Source organism: Armatimonadota bacterium, assembly GCA_028871815.1.
Taxonomy (GTDB): domain Bacteria; phylum Armatimonadota; class Chthonomonadetes; order Chthonomonadales; family Chthonomonadaceae; genus REEB205.
The window spans coordinates 18,227-39,336 of the sequence record JAGWMJ010000006.1 but is presented as its reverse complement, the minus strand read 5'-3'; the positions used below and the strand labels follow the sequence as shown (position 1 = coordinate 39,336).

The window sequence follows — 21,110 nt, the reverse complement described above, 5'->3', positions numbered from 1 at the left end:
GCGCCGGGCAAGGAGGAGCCGGCGAGCATCAAGCGACGAAAGCCGACAGAACCGCTCGAAGAGGTTCTCATCCGGCAGCTGAAGGCGGCTCAAGTACAACACTTGCAGCAAGTCGACGCAGCCATTGAGCGTCTGTGCGCCCGTCTCGTGGCCAGCCGAGCGCTAGCTGACTTTCTTGCCACTCACGGTAGTTGTATCCGTCAACTGCGTGTCCACCAGCACCTTCCAGCTTTTTCCACGCTTCACCCAGGTAATGCGGTCGGTCGAGACATCTTTGTAAGGCTGCGGACCCGCCTTAAACCGGGGTGACCCGGCCGGCACGTTCAGTGTGCCGGTCTCGGACTGCGCAATCGTGGTCACTACCGTATTACCGTGGAACGCAAAGCTGGTTATTCTGGCAGTAGATGTCGAAACCTTGGTTATCAGCTTGTACTCCTGCTTCAGCCTCAGCTCGATCGCGGCATAGTTTGTTGTAACGCCGCCCGGCTCATGCCCTACGAACTTTTTATCGAGCATCGCCATCGTTTGGGCGATCGATCTCGCTATTGTGGCTTTGTCAAGCACCAGCATGGCTTGTTCAATCTGCTTCCGGGCCAATGCGGCAGCCGGCGAGGGCTTTGCCTTGCCGCCGGGGCCGGCAGCGGCGAGCAGAACGAGTGCAAATGTGCTTAGGTTCGTCATGCGTGTCTCCCTTGGGTCGATTTGACAGGCGAAACGCCGCCCGACGCTATCCGGCGTTGAGTGTCTTTCCGTTGATCATAATGTGCTGCCTGGTCATGATGCTGCTCAGCGCCTTCCACTCGTTGCCGCATTTCACCGATGCGACAGGTAACACGGATGGCGCGCTGATGCGTGAACTATGCGACGAGTAGGCTCGTGACACCGCATATATTCTTGGCTTTGGTAGCTTTGTCCTGCAGCAGCATGTTGTGCAAAGTCTGCCTTCCGGCAGCCGCTGCAAACCTGGTTTGAGGCTTCGGGTCGAAGACCGCCATCGTCTGTTCCATCGTTCTCGCGAAGGGCGCCATCCGTCAACGGATGTTCGTGCGTGCGCTCTGCGCCCTGGCCGGCGCTGCCGCGGCTGGCAGCTTTACTCTATCGCCGCGGCATGTCGCACTCAAGGGCAATCGTACTGAGGCTGGCCGGAGCGCACGCCACAGCCAGCGCTTCGCGAATGGGTTGCGGCACGCCTCCACCATCTGACCAACTGCATCTGTCATCATATTACGTTAAGCCGGCCTGCTCTGGCTCTCATGTGCTTCGGGCGAAAGGTTTTGCCGATGGCATCTCTGGAAATCTCAACAGCCGACTATGCAGACAAGGTGTTGGGAGCCTGGCAAGGCCGCCTGGCCGGCCTGACTCTGGGCAGCAACCTTCAGGGCAGTGCGTTTCCTGGATCGCTAGCCGGCTGGCCAACCACACCATCTCAGCCGTACGCGGGCCCATGGATGGACTTTCCGCTGGTTTGGCTGGCCACGCTGGAGCAGCGCCCTGGCGAGGTGACTCCGGAGGATCTGGCCGCCGCATGGATGGACCACCTGGCGTACAACCAGTCGGAGTTGGGCTTCGCCGCGCTCAACATGCGGCGGGGGCTCCGGCCGCCTGCGTCCGGCTTTCACAGCAACCCCGCTAAACACGGCGTTGCCGGCTTTGCCCGCGCTGAGATTTGGGCGTTGACGGCGCCGGGCGCACCGCAGATAGCGGCGGCACGAGCGTGTTACGATTCGCGTATGGATCACGCGGAAGAAGGCGTGTGGTCCGCCATGTTCCTTGCGGCGCTCCAGAGTTCGGCCTTCTTCCTCAGTGACACGATGTCGCTGCTCACCATCGGCCTGGCGATGATACCGCGCACATGCCGCACCGCCATCGCCGTAAAGGCGGCGCTTGCCACCTGGCAGCAGGGCCGTACATGGCTGACCGCGCGCGAAGCGGTTATGAACTCGCTGGGCGGCGGAGTTGGCAACGACGCAGCGCTGACAGCCGGTTTCTTCACAATCGGCTTCCTCGCCGCACTTGGCGGTTTCGGCGAAGCGATCTGCGCCGCGGCCAACTGTGGCTTCGAGTCCGAAGCAGCTGCCGGCGCAGTGGGTTCCACACTGGGTATCCTGCTCGGCGCCCGAGGGCTGCCGCCTGCGTGGATCGCGCCCCTGGCCGGTGTGATCATCCCGGGTGTGGGCCTTGTCAACTTCCGCGCCGCGGCGACCACGCAGGAGCTTGCCGATCGCACCGCTGCGCTCGGCGCTCAAATTGTGTCGGCATGCTGCCACGACACCGCGATCTGCGAAACCGTTGCCGTGCCGGAGTCGCCGGATGTGCAGCAACCTGCAGCGCCGCCGAGCGCGGATGGCGCCCGGGATGTCGCTGACCCGGCACATGCTGCAAGTGGCGCCGCGGAGCCGGCCGCCGCACTGGTCGCTCCGCCATCCGTCGCGCCGACCGAGAGAGCCGAAGCCCCGGCGAGTTCGCCGGTACCGGACGATACCGATCTAACGGAACCGGTGCCTACGCCACAGGCTGCGGTTCCGTCCGACCTGCCGGCGCCTCTCCCTGTGGCAACGGCCGCCATACCGCAGCCCATCAATTCGGACGCCGCGACCGTACCGCAAACCGAAGTACTCGAGCAGGACGAGGCCGAACAGCTTACCGCGCCACCTCAGGTCACCGCTGCGCCTGCGGCGCCGGACTGGAGTGGCGCAATTGCGTGGGCCGACAGCACCTCCATCAAGCCGCTGCTGGTAGCGCCTCCCTGCTCCACCTCCAGCCCGGCGGGCGCATTCACGGTTACCATGGATATGGGCGCCAACGCAGCCGTTGCCTACAACGAGAACCGGCAGCTGCAGTTCACGGTACTCAACACGACCGATCAGCCATTTGATGGCCGTGTGTCGCTGCTGGCGCCCGCTGGTTGGCAGGTGGCGGCGCCGCCCGATTACGGACAGCGGCACGTGATCGCCGCCGGCGCGGCTGCCCGATTCGGCTTCGCCGTGATGGTACGGGAAGGCAGCGCTTTCATTGATATTGCCAACGCATTGACCTTGCGTCTGGACCCCTCGGACGGCGGATCGACGATGTTCGCCGAATTCGTGATCCTTGGCGCCTCCTGCTGGGTTGTAACCGGGCCGTTTGCCAGCTTTGGCGGCGACGGCTATGACCGGGCCGGCGCGCCGGAAGACAGACCGGGCCTCGCCGAACGGTACACCAGCCGTCTGCAGCAATCCATCGGCTGGGAGCGACGTGTGTTCGCTGAAGCGAGCATGGACCTTGAGTCGCTGTTCCGCTCTTCCGAGGGTGTTTGCTACGGCCAGACCGTATTTCGGAGCCGTGCCGCGCGCGATGCGCGTCTGGTCGTGAACAGCAACTATGGCGTGAAGGTCTGGCTCAATGGCGCGCTGGTCTTTCGCCGGCTCAACAAAGATCCATGGCTGCCGCAGGTTGGCTCGGGACCCTGGGCAGTGGATATATCGCTGCGCGCAGGCGATAATGTGATTATGGTGAAGTGGGTGCGCAGCGCCGAACCGATCCGCTTTGTTGTCGGGTTGGCAGATGGCTCCGGCTGCGGTATAGCCGATATCGGCAATACGGGCTGGTAACCACCACGCCGCGTCGACCGTTGATTGGCCCTGCCGAAGTCGGGCGTGAACGGGGGATCCGCTTGCTCTTTCTATTGCTATTGATCTTGATCGCGGCGCCGCGGCCCGCGGCCGCGCAGAACGTACCTGCATCCATTCTCGGCGAGGTACGCAGCCTGAAGTACGTGCCGGTGGGTCAATACGCGCTGCGGGCATCGTGGTCTGCGGCCGGGGTCGGCGAGGGACACCAGACGGGCGGCGCCGAGTCCGATGCACAGGCTGCCGGCGGCACGGCGTGGGTGGCCGCATCGGGAGAGGCGACGCCGGGCCGCGAAATGGTGTATGGCCCGTATCGACGCACCGCAGCGGGCGACTATGTGGCCTTTGTACGCTTGAAGTCCGGCAGTGACGCCGGCGCAGAGGTGGTGGCCACGCTCGACGCCTGTACCGGGCACGGCCAGAACATCCTGGCATCTCGGGAGGTTCGCGGCAGGGAACTCGCGCCCGGTCACTACGTTCAGGCGGCGCTGGCGTTCCACTGCCCCGGTGGCGCGCTGGAAGTGCGCATCAACTGGCGCGGATACACCGATCTTGCGGTGGATAAGATCACGCTGTTCAAGCTGACGGGCGGCAATGTGAGCCAGGCGCTGCCGATGGCGGCTCCCGCACAGTTAAGCGGCGTGCCGAATGGCATCGTTCCGGACCAGGAGGCGCGGCCGTTTCCAGACCTGTTCCCTCGTTCGGCGCCGCCGGCCCATCACCTGCTGGTGGTGGATCTCGAGAAGATGCCGCCGGATCGACAGCTTCTCTTCCTGAGCCTGGAAGGGTTGGTGAACCGCTCGCAGCCCAGGATCTATTGCATCTTTCAACCCAGTGACCGCATGTGGCTGGCATGGATGGTAAAGCGCGGTTGGATTCAGGGCTACGAACGCGTGAACCACCCCTCATCCCTGTTGGGCCGGTTTCGCGGCCGGTTCTTCCACGCTCTGGTGATCACGGACCCGGAACTGCCGGCCACGATCAATACAGCAACGATGCTCGCGGCTGTGAAGGGCTGGCTGATCGCTTCTCCGCGCATCGCTAAGTCTCTCAATCTGCCGGTGGGTATGGATCTGCGCGGCAAGTGGCACACTACCGTGGAAGCATGCCTCTGGTCGTTTCAGCACCTCTGGCCACAGCTCACCCACCATGTGATCGCATGCGCGTGGCCCGATCATATTGGTCTGCGCGACTATCTGGTTGAAAAGAGCATCTTTTGCTTCTGGATATCCGGTCCGATTGATGGAGCGGAACCTTTCAGCGACCCGACCGCCGAGGCCAGGCTGATGGAGCAGCTGCTCGCGCGCATGCCAGCCGATATACCGGTGATGAGCTACCCGTGGGCCGGCAAGGATGTCGGCATCGGAGAGGGGCCCGGCGTGAAGCTGCTTGCCGAGTTCGGCAAGTATCTGGTGGGGTCGATCGACTGCACCAATCTCAGCGTCCACTCGGGAATACGGGTCAGAATCCATCGCCCGGCGCCGCCGCCTGCTCCTAAACTGGATGCCGGCAAGGTTTACGCAAGTTGGATCATCTCCGACGGCGATAACCTGCCGGTTTTGACCAACAACAACTTTCCGCAACTGTGGGCCGAGAAACAGCGCGGAACGATACCGTTGGGCTGGACCATGTCGCCATCGGCTGCGGTGCTGATACCCGACATCGTGGATTACTACACCGAAACCGCAACGCCGGACGACGCGTTTCTCGCGGCAGTATCGGGCGCCGGTTACACGTACCCAGACTTTTTTGGCGACCGGTTCCGCGCTCCGTACAGGCAGAGGGTCTGGAACGAGTTCTTGCACCAGACCGCAGCTGAAATGAGTTTGATGGGCGAGCGCAGCATCTGGGTGATGAACGCCACGCAGCACTGGGAGTACAACGCATACGCCCGCGCCATTCCCGGCATTCAGGCAATCTTTCCCGATTATGGGCGGCAGGTGGCCGGCTACAGTGCGGCGGACTTTCCAGTGGCCGGGCTTACGCCGGTGTTCCGTGCCCTCACGCAGGTTCAGGATGGTCTGAGTGAGCCGGCGCAGGTAGCCAGCCTGGTGAGCCAAATCCGGCAGTTCACGCCAAAGCAGCGGCCCGCGTTCATGCATCTGTTCGCGATGAACTGGGATACCACGCTGCCGATGCTGAAAGAGGTGATGGATCGGCTTGGACCGGGATATGTGTGCGTTCGGCCCGGGCAGCTGGCCGCGCTCTACCGCGAACAGTTGAAACGTGCCAAAGTGCTGGTGCGAGCGGCCCACATGGCACTGGCGCTTCCAGGAAGACGCATCCACCTGAGCGTGACTGTTCAGAATGTTACCGATCGCCCTCTGGAACTACGCCTGCTTGCCGCCGGGGGTATGTCCTCGGTCGCCATTCGTCCGGACAGGGCCGCTCTCGCGTCCGGGCAAGCGCTCCACTGCGACGTCTCGGGTTTCGCCACCGGTCCAAAGCTACTGCTTCGGGCAGTCAGTGGATCGGAGCTCTGGGACAAATCCGTGGAGGTACTTAATCTGAAGGCACGTGAGGTTGTGGGGAACCTGCCGCGTGGAATGCGCTTCGTCCAGTCATTTGACGCGTCGTCGCTGGCGCACGAGGAGGGCGCGCCGGTCGCAGACGCCACAGCCCTCAGCGCCAACGCGTGGCAGATTGTCGGTGGGATGCCGGCAGGCAAGCATGCACTCTATGGGCCTTACGCTTCGGAGCCGCCGGGCACGTATACCGCCCTTTACCGGCTGAAGCGAACTGGCAAGTGTGATGCGGCCAGCACGGTGGCTCGCCTCGATCCCTGCGTCGGCGGCGGACTTACGGTGGAAGCAGATACGCCGATCACCGCCGAGCAGCTTCCGCGCGGCAAGTGGCGCTGGGTATCGGTGGAGTTCAGGCACGCCGGTGGGCAGTTGGAAACCCGTCTGGTCTGGACCGGCAGCGCGGCGCTGGAAGCCGACGTGGTGGGCTTGTGGCGCGCGCCGTGACCGGGAGCCACTATTAGTTCCAGGCGCCGTTCTGCTCGGCCATGGCGCTGTCGAATCCAAAGAAGGCAGGTGAGTTGGAGGAGTACATCGATCCCGGGTAGGTTACCGTCGGCGTGCCCTCGACCGAAAACTGTGGAGCGATATACTGTCCATAAGCCGTTGCGTTGCCGTTGAATCCGATCGTGTCGTCGCCGGCTTCGTTCATCGCATAAACACCGCAGTCCAACTCACTGTCTCCTGTGAGAAAAATGTTGTTGCTGGTTGCCACATAGAAGCGCACGGCTCGCGACGGGTCGGTCGACATCTTCACCGTGGCGGCCGCACCGGTCAACGTTAGGCCGCCGGGCGCGCCGCTCGGTCCGAACCAGACATTGATCGGACCTGCTGAGTTGTTGAACGTGAGCGTGGCGTTTCCTGTCATCGTCAGGCTGTTGAGGTAGTAGTTGGCGCCACCGGCCTTGCCGACCAGAGTGAGCGAGGAACCACCACCAAGGTTCACGTTGGTGCTGGTGATCGGCGGTACCGCCAGGCTGTTGTCGTTGTTGATTGCCAGCCACGTTAGACCACCACCCGCAAATTGGCCGGCAGCCAGCGACTCAACCGTCGGCCAACTCAATGCGCTGGGATTGTATATTACGGTGTAATTCGGGTTTGTCCCGCCCGAGGTCCAGTTCGATCCGGGGCCGTCGAATACCACATCGCCGGAGACAGACGGATGGCCGTTGAATGTAAGCAGGCCATTTGTGCCCACATCGCCGATCACGACGGGGTTGCCGGAAAGCGTGCCGATGTCACTGTCTTCAGTTCCAAACAGCGCAAAGGTCCCGGTGGCGGCCTGCCCCACACCGTGAGCAGCAACGCGGATGGTGCGCGATACGCCCTCCACCGTACCGGTTGACGTGATGTAGAGAGGGTCCGGAGGTGTCCACGTCCCGCCTGAGCGCTCCGAGCAATAGACGCGGAACGTGCCGTCGGCCAGCGCACTGGTATAGCCGCCGGTACTGCCCGCCTGGTCTGCGCTGCTTGGGCTCTGGCTGATCTTCCGGATCTCGTAGTTGACACCGGCCTCCGCCGCATCGTAGGAGGCCGCATAGGCCGCCTCGGTATTCGTGCGTAAATAGTGTGAGGTCGCCAGCGTGATAACGCCTGCCAGGATCATGCTGGTTGCAATGGTGAACGCCAGCGCCCCAATCAGCGCGCTGCCGTTCATTCGGCTCTTGTTCGTCGTTGCCACGTACATTCGCACTCCTTTCGGCGAAGGGCCACACCAGAGTTGGCTTGCCACTTCAACCGACGGACTACGCTGCGCTTTTTAGGCAGCGCAGGTTACCGCCGCCCACTATTGTAAACGGGCGGAGCGGTCCGCAAGAGGGGTATTCGTACCGATTTTGGTAAACGGCTCGCGGTTAAAATGCCCGGCAGTGGATGCGGGCCACAAAATGCGAAAGACCCGACTGCACATTGAGTGCAATCGGGTCTTTTGAGCAACGTGTCGGATCGCCCATCAGTTCCAGGCGCCATTATCCTCAAAAAGGGCGTTGTCCATTCCGTAATAGTCCGCTCCGGGCACCGGAAAGTACCCACCCTGATAAGTCAGGCTGCCGGCGCCCTCGAGGCTATACGAGTTCGCTATGACCTGGCCAAGAACTTGCGCGCCGCCATTGAAGATTATGGAACCGGTACCCGAATTGTTGACGTTGTAGATCCCCGCGTCAATTGAGGCGGAACCATCCCAGGTAACGTTTCCTGAAGTGGCAATATAAAGCCTGACAAGCTTTGTCGAGTCTTGAGTTGCGTCGAGCATCGAGGAGGCGCCACTGATCGTGATGTTGGTGTTGGCCCCACTCGGCCCTATCCAAACCGTGATCGGACCCAGTAAGTTGTTGAAGTACAACGCCGTGTTGAGACCGGTCGTCAACCCGGTGAGATAGTAGTTCGCTCCGCCGACTTTGCTTTGAAACGTGAACGAACCGGAAGCCGTAAGCGAGTTGTTCTTGATGCCGGAGAGTGCGTTGTCGTTGTTGGACGCAAGCCACGTCAGCCCGCCGAGAGGGAACTCTTCACTGGCCAGCGTCTCTACCGTTGGCCAGGCAAGTGCATTGGGGTTGTAGACCGTTGATAGCGTTCCGCTTGGCTGCTTCGACCAGCCCGCGCCCGGTCCATTGAAGATCACCTTGCCGGAGACCGTTGCCGGCCCACTCCACGAGAGGTCGCCGTTCGACCCAATGTTGCCCACCGCGCGGCTGTTTCCGCTCCTGAATCCGGAAGTCACGCCGTACAGCACATAGTTGTCCTTCCCCTGGGCCGAACCGGGTTTCGCCGCAAGTTGTACCGTCCGGCTGAGTCCGTTTACCGTGCCTGTTGAGTAGATGTACAGCGTCTGTCCAGGTATGAACGGACCTCCGGTACGACTGGTGCAGTAGACCTTGAATCCTCCGTCGGAAAGCGCGTATGCAGCGCCACCGGTGGACCCGGCCCCATCGGCCTGAGTCACATCGTCGCTGATTTTGCGCAGTTCGAAGTTCGCTCCCGCCTCGGCGGCATCCAGCGCGGCGGCATAGTTCGCTTCGGTGCTCGCCCGGCTGTAGTGCGCTGTGGCAAGCGTCAGCACGCCTGCCGTGATCATGCTGACAATACCAATAAATATCATTGCGCCGATCAGTATAGTGCCGGAATGGCTCGCCGGACGTTTACCCAAACAGATCATTTTCGTCATCTCTTTTCGGCATGGAATCGACGCCATACCACGCTGGTAGCTTGGCTCACGGCCGTGAAGCTGTCCATCCGATATTGCATTTGCATTGCATTTTGTGCAGCAGACGCTCTGGCTCGAATCGGCGCTTGTGCCTTCTGCGATCAGCTGCTCCCGGTGCGACGGCCCGTGCCGGGATGCGCGCGGTAAGACCCAGATCGCCCGACCGGGCGAAACACGCTCACCGGCCCGCTCAGCATGCGGCAAAACCGGAGGTCAGTTCCAGGCGCCGTTGTCCTCGAACAGGGCGTTGTCCATTCCGTAGTAGCTCGCGCCGGGCGATGGAAAGTAGCTGCCCTCGTACTGCAGGCCGTTTGCGCCGTCGATGGTATAGCTATTGGCGATAATCTGACCAAGCAGGCTCGATGATCCGTGGATCACCACGGCGCCCGTTCCGGCGTTGTTGACGTTGTAGATGCCGGCATCGAGCGATGCGGCGCCGTTCCATGTAACGTTGCCGGTTGTGGCGAAATAGAACTTCACCATTTTCGTCGGGTCCTGCGACATTGCTACAGCCGACATCGCGCCGTTGATGGTTACCGACGTACTGGCGCCGCTTGGGCCGACCCATATTGTAATTGGGCCAAGGCTGTTGGCAAAGTAGAGTGACGAAGCGCCTTTTGTACTGAGCGAGGTCAGGTAGTAGTTCGCCCCGCCGGCTTTGCTCTGAAAGGTGAACTGGCTGGAGCCGCTCAGGTTCACGGCATCGTTGCTGATACCGGATAGCGCGTTATCGTTGTTCGTGGCGAGCCAGGAGAGACCACCCAGTGGGAACGCATTGGCGGCAAGGGTTTCTACGGTGGGCCATGCCAGCGCCGTCGTGTTATAGACGCTTGTGATATTCCCGCCTGGGTTCTTTGCCCAGCCGGCGCCAGGGCCATTGAATATGGCCTTTCCGGTAACTGAAGCGCCGCCATTCCAGGCGAGCAGCCCGTTTGAGCCGATATCTCCTGTCGCGGATGCGGACCCATTAAGCGTGCCGGAATTCACGCCATAAAGCACGTAATTGTCCGCTCCGGTTCCACACAGCGGCTTGGCTGCCAGCTGAACGGTTCTCGTAAGTCCGTGCACCGTACCGCTTGAGTAGATGTACATCGGCGTACCGACCGTCCAGTTACCGCCGGTACGGCTGGTGCAATAGACTTTGAACGTGCCTTCGGGCAGCGTGTATTGAACACCGCCCGTGGTACCCGCCGAGTCGGCTTGCGAAGCATCGTCGCTGACTTTGCGTAGCTCGTAGTTCGCGCCGGCCTCCGCCGCATCCAGCGCGGCTGCATAGTTCGCCTCGGTGCGCGACCGGCTGTAGTGCGCGGTGGCCAGTGTAAGGATGCCGGCAGTGATAACGCTGGTGATACCGATGAAGGCCAGCGCCGCAATCAGCATGGATCCGCGATGGTGCCTGGAACGGTTGGATAAAGGCTTCAATCTCGTGCTCTCTTAAGTGTGTACTACAGCTCGAATACGGCGGCGCGAGCGCGCACGGCACGCGTTGTCAAAATGGGTCGGTCGCTGGACTATTGCAATCCCAGCGTACTTCGTGCAATGCAGAGGGGTCGCCGTCACGGAATTGGCGTACTGCAGACAAGTTGGTGACCGTTGCTTCGGGCCTGCTGCGTTCCCCCGGTCGAGATGCGCTAATCCGGCATACCACTGACGCACGGCCTTGCAGCGGCGTTCCTGCCGGGGAGATCGCGTCGGCTCAGTGGCTGGGCTTCGGTGGCGCGGCCGGCGATCCAACCGGACTGCCGTGAACCGGCAGGCTCTTCGCAGGAGGTAACGGTGGGGCGGATGTCCCCGTGCCATCCGCATCCCCGGATGGCAGCAGCATATGAAACGCGCCGGGAATGATGATCTTCTCGTGGCCCGGTTCGGTGTGGATCGTCAGCTTTTGCTGCGTGGTGATATCTTCGCCGCGGTTAGACCAGAAGTGGACGGGCGGGTAGAGCGTCAGCGTCTGCGATTTATCGTCATAATCGGCCCGATTCGCCGTGCCCCATCGTTCTACGGTCTTTCCGGCGTCGTCGGTATACAACTGATGAAACTTGAGCGAGCCGGCGAAAGTGCCGTGCTTCACTTTGCCGTAGAAGTAGTCCGCCTGGTCGCACGTGACGGTAAAGCCGTGGGCGCGTGCGGAATGAATCCGTTCAGCGCCCGAACTGGGCCGGCCGCCGGCAGCTGGGGCGGCATCCGGCGTTTCCGCCGGCTTGACCACCATCACCACATCGCCGGTCAAAAGCGCATGCCGAGGTGAGGCGTAGTGAACCGTAGCCAGATTCGCGGTGACATGGTGCGCGGCATCGTCCATTGTAAGATGCCCGTCTGCCTTCATGATGTGCGTCGCGTCACTCCAGGTGGCGCTATCGGCCGTAAATCGAGTCTTCCCATCCAGCGCAATCAGGCCGGTGGCCGTCCCCTCGCGGGTGTGCGAGTCGTACGTGCCTCCTCCTGACACCGAGATATCCAGATTGCGCGTGGCTTTCGGCGGAGTAACCGGCGCAACGCGAAGCGGAGTTTGTCCTGCGGCCGAGTGCTGTAAAGCGATGAGCGCAGCCGCCACCGGAACGAGCGCCCGAAACGCCGTTGCGCGATAGATCGCATCGGATTTTGCCATGCTGACGACCAGGCCGGTCCACTGAAACCGGATGCCTCGGACGACGCCTGTGGATTGCTCTGGGCACCGAAGCGTCTGCGATGCAGTCAACCAGAATGCCCTGGACGCGCTCAAGTGCGCCTGTTGGATCGTCACGCCGACGCCGCCGTCGGCCTCCACAGACCGATCGTGAGGATCGTATACCACACCTCCCGCCGTCATCGTGGCCTTTCCAACGCTTACTTTCGCGCCGCTGCTGCACACCACGCGCCGCTCCACGTGCTGCGTGGCTCGATTCAACAACTCATAGATCACCATGCGGGCGGCTGCGAGGCGGTGGCCATTTCGCAAACTCAACTTCACACCACCGTCCAACTGCAGCTGCCATCTCTCGTTAAACAGGAAGGCGAGGCTTGCGGGCAGCGGCGTCGAGCCTCCCACATCCCAATCACCCGAGGCGGCCGTGAAGTCGGCGTCTGGGGATTGGTGCGGCATAGCCGCGTCGCTCGGTGTGAGCTCGGGCGCGCCGGTACCTCGTGATTGATAGACGCTACCGCGCAGGCCCGCGCAATGCGCTTCCTGCATGGCGCCGATAGCGCCGGCCACCGCACGCATCGTAATGCGGTCCGCGTGGATCCGCCAGAGCGCGGCGCCACCCACGGTGCAAGCGAAGTCCACGTTGTCCAACTCAATGGATCGCTCGCCAGCCGGGCCGACAGGCGGCGACGCCGTCGGATTAAACCTGGCGCCCTCGCGATAAACCGCCGCAACACCGGCTGCGGTCAGCGCAATACCAATCGGCCAGCGCATCCGATGGATCAGGCGCCGGAACAACCCCGGCCCTTGCCACCGGCTCGCCCCACTAACCGGCGGTGCGCTCGCTTGCATCCTCACTCAATTGCCGGTGGCCGGCGAGCCGGCCCTACGGGCAGCTGGTTACCGGCGGCGGCGGCGGCCCGCCACCATTGCCGATGTTGTACATCAGCACGCTCGCTGGAAGAACATTTGCGCCCTTCACCAGTGGTGGAAGTGGCATCGTGCACGGGCCGCCGGTCCGGCTCGTGCTCGTTTCGTAGTTGTTGCCCTCGTACGTCACGATCGTGGAGTACACCGAGGCGTTGGGCGTTGCGGTTTCAAACGTGGTAGCCGTGAGCGGTATGTTGCTGATCACAAACTTACCGGTTGCGTCGCTGGTTGCCGTGAACGCTGTGCCCGGTATGGTTACCTTCACGCCGCCGATGCCCGCGCCGGTAGCGGCATCTACGGCATTGCCCGTCAACGTGTTCGCGGCCGGTGGCGGATTGTTGCCGGAATTCCCGCCGCCACCGCCTCCGCCCCCACAACCTGAAACGGCCAGCGCCAGCGACGCTGCAAACAGAATGGGGACGCCAGCCCGGCATCGTCTCCACAGCACGCGTGTCCTCATAGCACCTTCCTGTCTTGCTCGAATGTTTGCCAGTTCAAAACGCCACGGTTGCGGGGGGATGAAGGGATGGACGCTCCTGTGCCGACAGGCCACCGGGCCCGCGATAGAGGTGTCGCCTAACCGTTATTATACACAACCGAAGGCCAGCCCGCAAGCACGCTCGTGCAGCGAGCATCGTGCGACTTCCTTACGGGTTCGCCACCCAGGTGTCAATTCCCTGCGAGGAAAGCCTCTGCTTCTCGCGGTCGGCGCGGCGGCGCGAACCGTAAGCTGCGTACTGCACGCGGTATAACAGACGGCCACGACGAGTAAACGGCTCGATGTAGGTCTTCAATCCCTTGGCGGAGGCCGCTGCCACCGTCTGCTGCGCAGCGGCCGTGGTGGAAAACACGCCGAGCTGCACATGGTAAAGCCTCCGTGCGCTAGATTGCGGCGCCACCGGAGCCGTTCCGTCAGGGGCGACACCTTGCGTCGTCCCGACGCCTGGGGCCGAGCCAGCCGCGCCCGTCGGCGCCACGGCTGCGACGTCGTTTATCCGGCGCCGGCTTCGATTCCTGACCCTCCGGAGCGTGCTCCTCCCACTCGGCCGCGGCGACGTTACGGGTACCGCGCCCGAGCCCGATGCAGGCTCGACGACGATTCCAGGGTCAGAACGCTGCGTGCCGGCGACGCTGGGCTCACTGCTCATCGAAACGGTTGTGGGCTTTGCCGGCGGCGAAGCTTTGGCCGCCGGCGCCGTTCCGGCTTGGGGCGCGGGAGCCGGCGGCGTCGAGTCGCCCGCTCCCGGAAAGAAGTTCGAAAGTACGAAAAAGCCAAGCGCGAAGCTTGCCGCCGCCAGCAGTATGAAGCCGCGGAAACCGGATAGCAAAGCGCCGGATTTGCGTTGAGTTCTCATAGTTGGCCCTGGTCACGTCAGGAAAGCGAAGGTGAGGCGCACATCGTATCAGAATCTACCCGAAATGCAACTCCACAGGGCGCGCGTTCTGTCCCCGTTTCCGCCGGAATCGCACAGTATTCCGAAGTAACAGAAATCGGCTCGGCCGCAATCCCGCGAAGGTGCAAAGCACACGCATGGTTAAATGAAAGGCGCCAAGACGGATGGTGTGGCGCCTGACCATGGCGGTGCCCAACGTTAACGGGCGCGCCGCTGGTCCGGATTGGTTGGAGGCCGGTGATCAAGAGGATTCTGCCGCTGGCGTTGGCGCTTTCCATCGTAACTGCGGCAACATGGATGGCAGTTCACAGCTGGAATCCGCACCAGCCGGACGACCCGTATCGGGCCGCCAACTCGTGGCCGCCATCGCTCGCGCAACTCAAGCGCATGGTGGGCGCCGTTCCACGTGGTCCTGACGTACGACCGGGAATCGACAACACGCATATCACCTTCGCGCATCTGTTCGAGGACCGGTATCGCAACCACAGCCCGCGGATGGCGGTTGGCATGCGCTTTATGGGGCCGGACCGTATGCGGCTGATGGTTCCACCCCGAATGGAGCCCTGGGCCGTCAACCGTTTGGCGTTCACGGCATTCACCCAGGCGCGAGCGGTATTCGGCACCGAATACAAGGTGGATATCTTCGAGAACTTCATCGGCTCGCCACCACTGAAAATCGGCACGCTGCGGGCGGGCGACGCCCAAATCCGGCGGCTTAGAATCGTCTATAACTACCCACCGGCAAATCGCGAACACTAACAGCAGATCGGAGATCAATCATGTCGTTTTCACTCGGCCGCGCGGCGGCACGCACATTGGGAGCCGGCATCGCGACGGGCTTAATGGCGTGCGCCGTGGGCGCAGTTGCACAAACTGCAGCTGCACAACAGGGAGGTGTTACCATCGAGCAAAAGGTTTCGTATCTTGGCAGCCCAAACAACATCCGGATCACTAACGGCAACGTTGAGCTGATTTTGGCCACCGACTATGGCCCGAGGATCATGCGATACGCCTTCGTTGGCTCCGGTGACGACGGCAATGTTTTCGCAACAATTCCCGGCGTTACGCTGCACACCGATCTTGGCGATTGGTACATCCGCGGCGGCCATCGGTTGTGGCACGCACCAGAAGGCATCCCGCGTTCGTACGTTCCCGATAACACGCCGATTGACGCCGTCACAGACGGCAACACGATAAAGCTGATCGAGCCGGTGGAGAAGCCAACCGGAATCCAGAAGGAGATCGACGTAACGCTGGATCCCAGCGGGTCGCACGTAACCGTGGTGCACCACCTGACGAATAAGGGCCTCTTTGCCGTGGATATGGCATGCTGGGCCATGTCGGCCATGAACAAGGGCGGCACAGCCATCTTCCCGCAGGAACCGTTCGTTTCGCACGACACCAAAATAGACGCCGTAAGGCCCATGGTGCTGTGGTCGTATACCGACCTCACCGATCCCCGCCTCACCTTCGGAAAGCGCTTCTTTACGCTTCGGCAGGATCCCAATGTGACCGACCCGAACAAGATCGGCATTCTTAATCGCGAGGGCTGGGCCGCGTACTACCACAACGGCTCGCTCTTCGTGAAGCGGTTCAGCTTCGACGCGAAAGCCACCTACCCCGACTACGATTGCAACAACGAGTCGTTTACGAACAATGTATTCCTGGAACTGGAGACGTTGGGACCGATGCGGCACGTGGAACCTGGGCAGACGATTACCTGGACGGAAAACTGGTGGCTGTTCCCGAAGGTAGACCTCGGCACCGGAGAAGCCGGCATCGCAGCGGCTATGGAGCCACTGCTCGCCCAAACGCAGGCCGCCACCACTCAGTAACTGCGCCGCCGAGCCGCGCTGAGATGGGCTTAAGCCAGCCGCGTATGCCGGCTGGCTTAAGCCCTGCGTGACACGATCCAAGGACTATCAACTTGAAACTCTCTTGTCAGGAAGGTCTTGTGCCGGGCAGCACGTTCGGAGAGAAGCTGGCGAATCTGCATCGCTACGGATTCGACGCGGTAGAGCTCGATGGCGGACGTTTGAACGATCCAGCCGGTATGGCAGAGCGCAAAAGCGAGCTGCTGAGCAGCCCGGTAAAGCCTTCGTCGATCTGCGGCGGGTTCTCGTCGGAGGTCGTCCATCCGGACCGCAGCCGGCGGCAGGCGTGCTCGGATGCGTTTCGCAAAAAGCTGGACCAGGCGGCAGAGGTTGGCGCACTGGGCCCAATTATCGTGCCGATCTTCAACGGTAACGATCGCGTGCCGGATCTATCGCCGTGGAAGTCACGGGCCGAGGTCGAACGCGACCTGCTGCTGGCGATGCTGGCTCCATTGGCAGATCACGCGGCTCAGAATGGAGTCTGCGTGCTGCTGGAGCCACTGAACCGTTATGAATCCAACAGCCTGCCGAAACAGGCGGATGGCGCCGACGTGGTACGCGCTCTGAACGGGCGCGGGATCCGACTGATGAGCGACATCTTCCACATGAGCATTGAGGAGCGCAACCTGCCGGCGACGATTCGCCAATGCGCCGACGTGATCGGACATGTACACCTGGCCGATACGACACGCCTGGAACCTGGAACGGGCAGCGCGGATTACACCGGCATCCTGGCGGCGCTACGTGAAATCGGCTTCCAGGGAGCCATGGCGTTTGAGTGCGGCCTCTCCGAGCCGGCCGACTCCGCGCTTCCAAAGAGCGCTGCGTGGCTGCGGAGCAGGATGGGTTGAGCCGGAGCGCCGCGTCTCTCGGGCTGACCGCAATAGGCAGGGAGTGTGGCCCGGTCAGTCGGCAAGGCGCCGGCTTTCAGCACACGACACGGCGGTAAGCCAGTGCTCTCGTGTGTAAGGATAGGGCTACGGGGAATCGAACCCCGGTTAACGAGCTGAGAACCCGCCGTCCTGACCGCTAGACGATAGCCCCGAGAAGAGGCTCTATTATACCCATCCGTCACCCTGGCGGAAGCCGACGTCGACTCGGTTTGGTCTGTTGCGCGCAACGGGGTATACTGAAGAGGTAAGAACGCCGGTTTCATTGCGCGCGCTGATGCGGCGCGGTCGGTAACGCCGTCCGCGCCGTTCTTGTGTGTGCCGTGGAGTTGACACCGGTGTTCGGAAAGCAGGTAATGCCGGAAATCGCTCGTCCACAAATACGTAATATAGCTATTATAGCGCATGTTGACCATGGTAAGACCACCCTGGTAGACGGCATGCTCCGCCAGGGCAACGTTTTCCGCGCCAACCAGGAGATTGCTGAACGGGTGATGGATAGCAACGACCTGGAGCGCGAGCGCGGCATCACGATCGTCAGCAAGAACACGGCTATCAGCTATCACGATGTGAAAATCAACGTCGTGGATACACCCGGCCACGCCGACTTCGGAGGCGAGGTTGAGCGCGTGATGGGCATGGTGGATGGGGTGCTTCTGGTAGTCGATGCCGTTGAAGGACCAATGCCGCAAACACGCTACGTGATGTCCAAGGCGCTGGCCGCAGGGCACCGTGCCATCGTTGTGGTGAACAAAATGGACCGTGCAGATGCGCGGCCCGACAACGTGATTGATCGCACCTTCGATCTCTTTGTGGAGCTCGGCGCAGATGAACGCCAGCTCGACTTCCCCATCGTCTACTCCCGAGCGCGCGAAGGCGTCGCATCCCTCGACCCGGCTCAGCCGGGCGTGGACCTGCGGCCGCTGTTCGAGACGATACTCGCCGAGCTGCCCGCGCCGGAGGGAGACGCATCCGCCGCTCTTCAAATGCTGGTGTCCAACCTGGATTACGACTCGTTTCGCGGTCGCTATGCTATCGGGAAGGTGCAGTCCGGCGCCATGCGTTCGGGCAGCACGGTTGCGCTGATCGATAGAAATGGGAATGTGAGACAGGGAAAGGCGACAGGAGTCTATATCTTCGAGGGTCTCAAGAAGGTGCCCGTAGATGAAGCCCCAGCAGGCGAGATCTGTCTTGTAACCGGACTGGCTGACGTGGCCATTGCCGAGACGATTGCAGATGCCGCGGACCCCGTGGCCGTGCATTCGGCGCGCGTCGATGAGCCCACGCTTCGGATGGCGTTCGGCGTTAATACCGGCCCGTTGGCCGGTCGCGACGGCAAGTGGAGCACCAGTCGTAAACTCCGGGAGCGCCTTTTCACGGAGCTGGAGACGAACGTGAGCCTTCGCGTGGACGAGACGGAAGTTCCCGATGTGTTTCTGGTAAGCGGCCGTGGTGAGCTTCACCTGGCGATCCTCATCGAAACGATGCGCCGGGAGGGATACGAACTGCAGGTTTCGCAGCCGGAAGTGATCTTCAAAACGGGTGAGGCCGGAAACAAGCTTGAACCGTGGGAGCGCGTTGAGGTGGAAGTGGCGGAGGAGTATCAGGGAGTTGTACTCGAAGAGATGGGCCGGCGCCGGGGCGAGATGCAGCAGATGCGGCTCGATGGTGGCAGCGCCTTCCTCAGCTTTTTGGCGCCAACGCGCGGCTTGCTGGGGTTCAGGAACGACCTGCTGACGGCCACGCGGGGCACCGGCATCGTACATTCGGTGTTTGATGCCTACCGGCCATTTGCCGGTGAGATCTCACGCGTCCGGAACGGATCCCTCCTCGCGACGGATGATGGCCTCGCGACCGCGTTTGGCCTGGCAAACGCCGAGGAACGCGGCATCCTCTTCATACCGGCCGGCACCGAAGTCTATGCGGGCATGATTGTTGGACGCAACTCGCGGGATACCGATCTTGAGGTGAACGTTTGCAAAACCAAGCACCTCACCAATATGCGGGCCTCGAACAGCGAGATTGCAGTGCGACTCACGCCGGCAACAATCATGTCACTGGACCGTGCCATTGAGTACATCGGTCCGGACGAATTGGTAGAGGTCACGCCCTCCAACATCCGCATGCGCAAACGCATACTCGACTCCAATATGCGCAAGCGCTCCGAAAGACGGGCCGAAGCTGTAGCCGTTTAACGCGAACTGCAGTCTGCTCCGCGCAGAGAGTCGAAGCGCCGTTGGCTGCCGCCATCGGCGCTTTCTTTTTTGCCTTTCCAACTCCGCCACCGGTGACACACAGGCGCAAAGCCGTGGTCTACGGCCATGATCCGGGCGCAGCAAAAGATTCTTCCAAAAAACTGGTGAGTCGGAAGGAATCGCGCGACCGCTGTGTAATAATCCACTGTCAGCGTGATATCTTCTTCGCGCTGATGCGCTCTCGTCACCACGTGCGACCGGAGCCTACGAGCTGCAAAGCAGTAAGCAGCCATAGCACACATCCGGCGGGCAAACCGCCCGCAGACTTACATCGAGCAGGACTGGAGGCTATGTATATGGCACGCAACACCAGACGGGCGTTTACGCTCATCGAGTTGCTCGTAGTTATCGCTATCATTGCGATATTGGCGGCGATCCTCTTCCCCGTCTTCGCTCAGGCACGGGCTTCCGCAAGGCAGACCTCATGCCTCAGCAACGTCAAACAGTATGCGCTCGGCACCCTCATGTACTCCGAGGACTACGACGAGCAGATCCCACTGACGGATAACAATGGCTCGTCGCTATATGGATGCTGCGCCGGCGGCGGTACGACTTGCTATCCTGACTGGGGCACGCCGGGCACCGATCCCAACGAGCCCGACGCCATGTTCACAGGCGTCATCTTCCCGTATGTGAAGAATCACGACATCCAATACTGCCCCGAAATCGGCAAAACAAACTGGCCATCGGCTATCGGTAACCCGTACATCACCAGCTTCCCGTACGTACCACAGCTGGATCAGCGCGGCATCTACCAGGGCTGCTTCTCACAGATGGCCGTGAACATGCTGCTCACCGAATTCGGACCCGGCGGCGACTGGAGTGGTTGCGGCAACGGTACCGGTTTCAAGTCCAATGATGCCGCTCAATCCTCATGGGCGCGCCCGGCCGAGCTGATCCTGCTCACCGCGGACAGCACCTGGGGCGAGGGCGTGAACGGCGATCCGTCGCCAGAGCTGGGCGTTGGCAACATGGCCGTGTGGCCCGCTTATGACAACAACTCGGCCAACTGCACCAACTGGGGCGGCTACCCCATCAACTACTATCCGGGCTGGACGTACTACGTCCACAAGGCCACGCAGCGAGTGGGTCTGTTCAACAACCCGGCCAACACGGAGTTCGATCTCGGCATCAACAGTGGCTTCGCCAATATCGCATTCTGCGATGGCCACGCCAAGGCGATGCGGTTTAACTCGCTGGAACAGTGCGCTTACAGCACCACCGGCGCTGTTTGGACCTACCCGTACTGGGATCCGCGCTACTAGGTCCGCTCCCGTCCGGCGCATCTGCCGGACCAAACAGCCTATAAAGGCGTCCGGAAGGAGGAGCGCCGGCAGCGGAAGCTCCTCCTTTCGCACGCATGCACCGTGAGCATCTTGAAGAGGAACTCGCACCCATGAAGAAGTATCTGGCGGCTGTGCTGCTGGCGGCGCTCTGCGCTGTCCCCCTGGCCTGCAGCTCGAGCGGGGATAACGGACCCGCGACGCCGCCGCCAAACTCTGGTTTCGACAACAGTTCACCGGCGGCGAAGGGCGCACCGGCAGCATCCGGCGCGCCTCCCGGCGTTCCCAGGCCCGGTGGGGGAAAAGGGCTCAAGGCGCCGGCGCCTCCTCCGGCACTCACCACGTCGCGCCCACACACCGTACCCGGACCGCCATAAGAGGGTTCGCGAATCGAGTCGGATCAACCAACCGCGCCGCCGGCAAAGTGCCTCGGCGCGGTTGGTTTGCGTCTGCCAACTCCGTTGCCTATGGTCTACAATGGAGCCGCTTCGTATCGCACTCGGCGCACGTTGCTTTCGCCGAACTTATA

General features: G+C 61.9%; 15 protein-coding genes and 1 tRNA gene. 8 read left to right on the top strand and 8 right to left on the bottom strand.

The features are described from left to right. Window positions 1-162: 162 nt before the first annotated feature. Window positions 163-681, bottom strand: coding sequence for a hypothetical protein (locus KGJ62_08540; GenBank protein MDE2126623.1), 519 nt, complete (start codon window positions 679-681; stop codon window positions 163-165). Window positions 682-1,280: 599 nt separating this feature from the next. On the opposite strand from KGJ62_08540, the gene KGJ62_08535 reads away from it, so the two are divergent. Together KGJ62_08535 and KGJ62_08530 are read left to right on the top strand one after the other, a co-directional pair. Beyond that, window positions 1,281-3,590, top strand: a complete 2,310-nt coding sequence (locus tag KGJ62_08535; protein ID MDE2126622.1) for an ADP-ribosylglycohydrolase family protein — start codon at window positions 1,281-1,283, stop codon at window positions 3,588-3,590. Window positions 3,591-3,652: 62 nt separating this feature from the next. Next, entirely contained in the window at window positions 3,653-6,577 is a 2,925-nt protein-coding gene (locus KGJ62_08530) for a hypothetical protein (GenBank protein ID MDE2126621.1), read from the top strand. A gap of 13 nt (window positions 6,578-6,590) precedes the next feature. Here the strand turns inward: KGJ62_08530 and KGJ62_08525 are convergent, their stop codons facing one another. The 6 genes from KGJ62_08525 to KGJ62_08500 form a co-directional block, all read right to left on the bottom strand. Then, window positions 6,591-7,817 carry a hypothetical protein gene (locus tag KGJ62_08525; protein MDE2126620.1) on the bottom strand — a complete coding sequence of 409 codons (1,227 nt, stop codon included), beginning with the start codon at window positions 7,815-7,817 and terminating at the stop codon, window positions 6,591-6,593. Window positions 7,818-8,081: 264 nt separating this feature from the next. Beyond that, a complete protein-coding gene (locus KGJ62_08520) occupies window positions 8,082-9,227 on the bottom strand; it encodes a hypothetical protein (protein ID MDE2126619.1) in 1,146 nt (381 codons plus the stop codon). Window positions 9,228-9,545: 318 nt separating this feature from the next. After that, a complete protein-coding gene (locus KGJ62_08515) occupies window positions 9,546-10,754 on the bottom strand; it encodes a hypothetical protein (GenBank protein ID MDE2126618.1) in 1,209 nt (402 codons plus the stop codon). Between the two features lie 274 nt (window positions 10,755-11,028). Continuing rightward, the gene (locus KGJ62_08510; GenBank protein MDE2126617.1) at window positions 11,029-12,729 is read right to left on the bottom strand and encodes a hypothetical protein; all 1,701 of its coding nucleotides are present in this window, start codon (window positions 12,727-12,729) and stop codon (window positions 11,029-11,031) included. A gap of 112 nt (window positions 12,730-12,841) precedes the next feature. Further along, on the bottom strand, window positions 12,842-13,345 hold the full coding sequence (locus KGJ62_08505) for a hypothetical protein (protein ID MDE2126616.1): 504 nt from the start codon (window positions 13,343-13,345) through the stop codon (window positions 12,842-12,844). A gap of 187 nt (window positions 13,346-13,532) precedes the next feature. Next, window positions 13,533-13,748: an SPOR domain-containing protein gene (locus KGJ62_08500; protein ID MDE2126615.1), complete on the bottom strand. Its 216-nt coding sequence runs from the start codon at window positions 13,746-13,748 to the stop codon at window positions 13,533-13,535. Window positions 13,749-14,516: 768 nt separating this feature from the next. Here KGJ62_08500 and KGJ62_08495 point away from each other — a divergent pair. From KGJ62_08495 to KGJ62_08485, 3 genes are all read left to right on the top strand, one after another. After that, window positions 14,517-15,038, top strand: coding sequence for a hypothetical protein (locus KGJ62_08495; GenBank protein MDE2126614.1), 522 nt, complete (start codon window positions 14,517-14,519; stop codon window positions 15,036-15,038). Window positions 15,039-15,058: 20 nt separating this feature from the next. Then, window positions 15,059-16,114 (top strand): hypothetical protein, encoded by a 1,056-nt coding sequence (locus KGJ62_08490; GenBank protein ID MDE2126613.1) that lies wholly within the window; start codon window positions 15,059-15,061, stop codon window positions 16,112-16,114. Between the two features lie 92 nt (window positions 16,115-16,206). Further along, window positions 16,207-17,004 carry a sugar phosphate isomerase/epimerase gene (locus KGJ62_08485; GenBank protein ID MDE2126612.1) on the top strand — a complete coding sequence of 266 codons (798 nt, stop codon included), beginning with the start codon at window positions 16,207-16,209 and terminating at the stop codon, window positions 17,002-17,004. Window positions 17,005-17,125: 121 nt separating this feature from the next. Here KGJ62_08485 and KGJ62_08480 read toward each other — a convergent pair. Continuing rightward, window positions 17,126-17,197, bottom strand: a tRNA-Glu gene (locus tag KGJ62_08480). Window positions 17,198-17,399: 202 nt separating this feature from the next. On the opposite strand from KGJ62_08480, the gene typA reads away from it, so the two are divergent. From typA to KGJ62_08465, 3 genes are all read left to right on the top strand, one after another. Next, the gene (typA, locus tag KGJ62_08475; GenBank protein ID MDE2126611.1) at window positions 17,400-19,238 is read left to right on the top strand and encodes a translational GTPase TypA; all 1,839 of its coding nucleotides are present in this window, start codon (window positions 17,400-17,402) and stop codon (window positions 19,236-19,238) included. A gap of 356 nt (window positions 19,239-19,594) precedes the next feature. Continuing rightward, a complete protein-coding gene (locus KGJ62_08470; GenBank protein ID MDE2126610.1) occupies window positions 19,595-20,563 on the top strand; it encodes a prepilin-type N-terminal cleavage/methylation domain-containing protein in 969 nt (322 codons plus the stop codon). A 131-nt stretch (window positions 20,564-20,694) separates the two neighbouring features. Beyond that, entirely contained in the window at window positions 20,695-20,958 is a 264-nt protein-coding gene (locus KGJ62_08465; GenBank protein MDE2126609.1) for a hypothetical protein, read from the top strand. Window positions 20,959-21,110 lie beyond the last annotated feature (152 nt).

What these genes read in the sequence shown, in the direction of transcription:
- KGJ62_08540 (MDE2126623.1), bottom strand. Translation starts at nt 681, where the DNA reads ATGACGAACCTAAGCACATTTGCACTCGTTCTGCTCGCCGCTGCCGGC.
- KGJ62_08535 (MDE2126622.1), top strand. Translation starts at nt 1,281, where the DNA reads ATGGCATCTCTGGAAATCTCAACAGCCGACTATGCAGACAAGGTGTTG.
- KGJ62_08525 (MDE2126620.1), bottom strand. Translation starts at nt 7,817, where the DNA reads ATGTACGTGGCAACGACGAACAAGAGCCGAATGAACGGCAGCGCGCTG.
- KGJ62_08520 (MDE2126619.1), bottom strand. Translation starts at nt 9,227, where the DNA reads ATGATATTTATTGGTATTGTCAGCATGATCACGGCAGGCGTGCTGACG.
- KGJ62_08510 (MDE2126617.1), bottom strand. Translation starts at nt 12,729, where the DNA reads ATGCGCTGGCCGATTGGTATTGCGCTGACCGCAGCCGGTGTTGCGGCG.
- KGJ62_08505 (MDE2126616.1), bottom strand. Translation starts at nt 13,345, where the DNA reads ATGAGGACACGCGTGCTGTGGAGACGATGCCGGGCTGGCGTCCCCATT.
- KGJ62_08490 (MDE2126613.1), top strand. Translation starts at nt 15,059, where the DNA reads ATGTCGTTTTCACTCGGCCGCGCGGCGGCACGCACATTGGGAGCCGGC.
- typA (MDE2126611.1), top strand. Translation starts at nt 17,400, where the DNA reads ATGCCGGAAATCGCTCGTCCACAAATACGTAATATAGCTATTATAGCG.
- KGJ62_08470 (MDE2126610.1), top strand. Translation starts at nt 19,595, where the DNA reads ATGGCACGCAACACCAGACGGGCGTTTACGCTCATCGAGTTGCTCGTA.
- KGJ62_08465 (MDE2126609.1), top strand. Translation starts at nt 20,695, where the DNA reads ATGAAGAAGTATCTGGCGGCTGTGCTGCTGGCGGCGCTCTGCGCTGTC.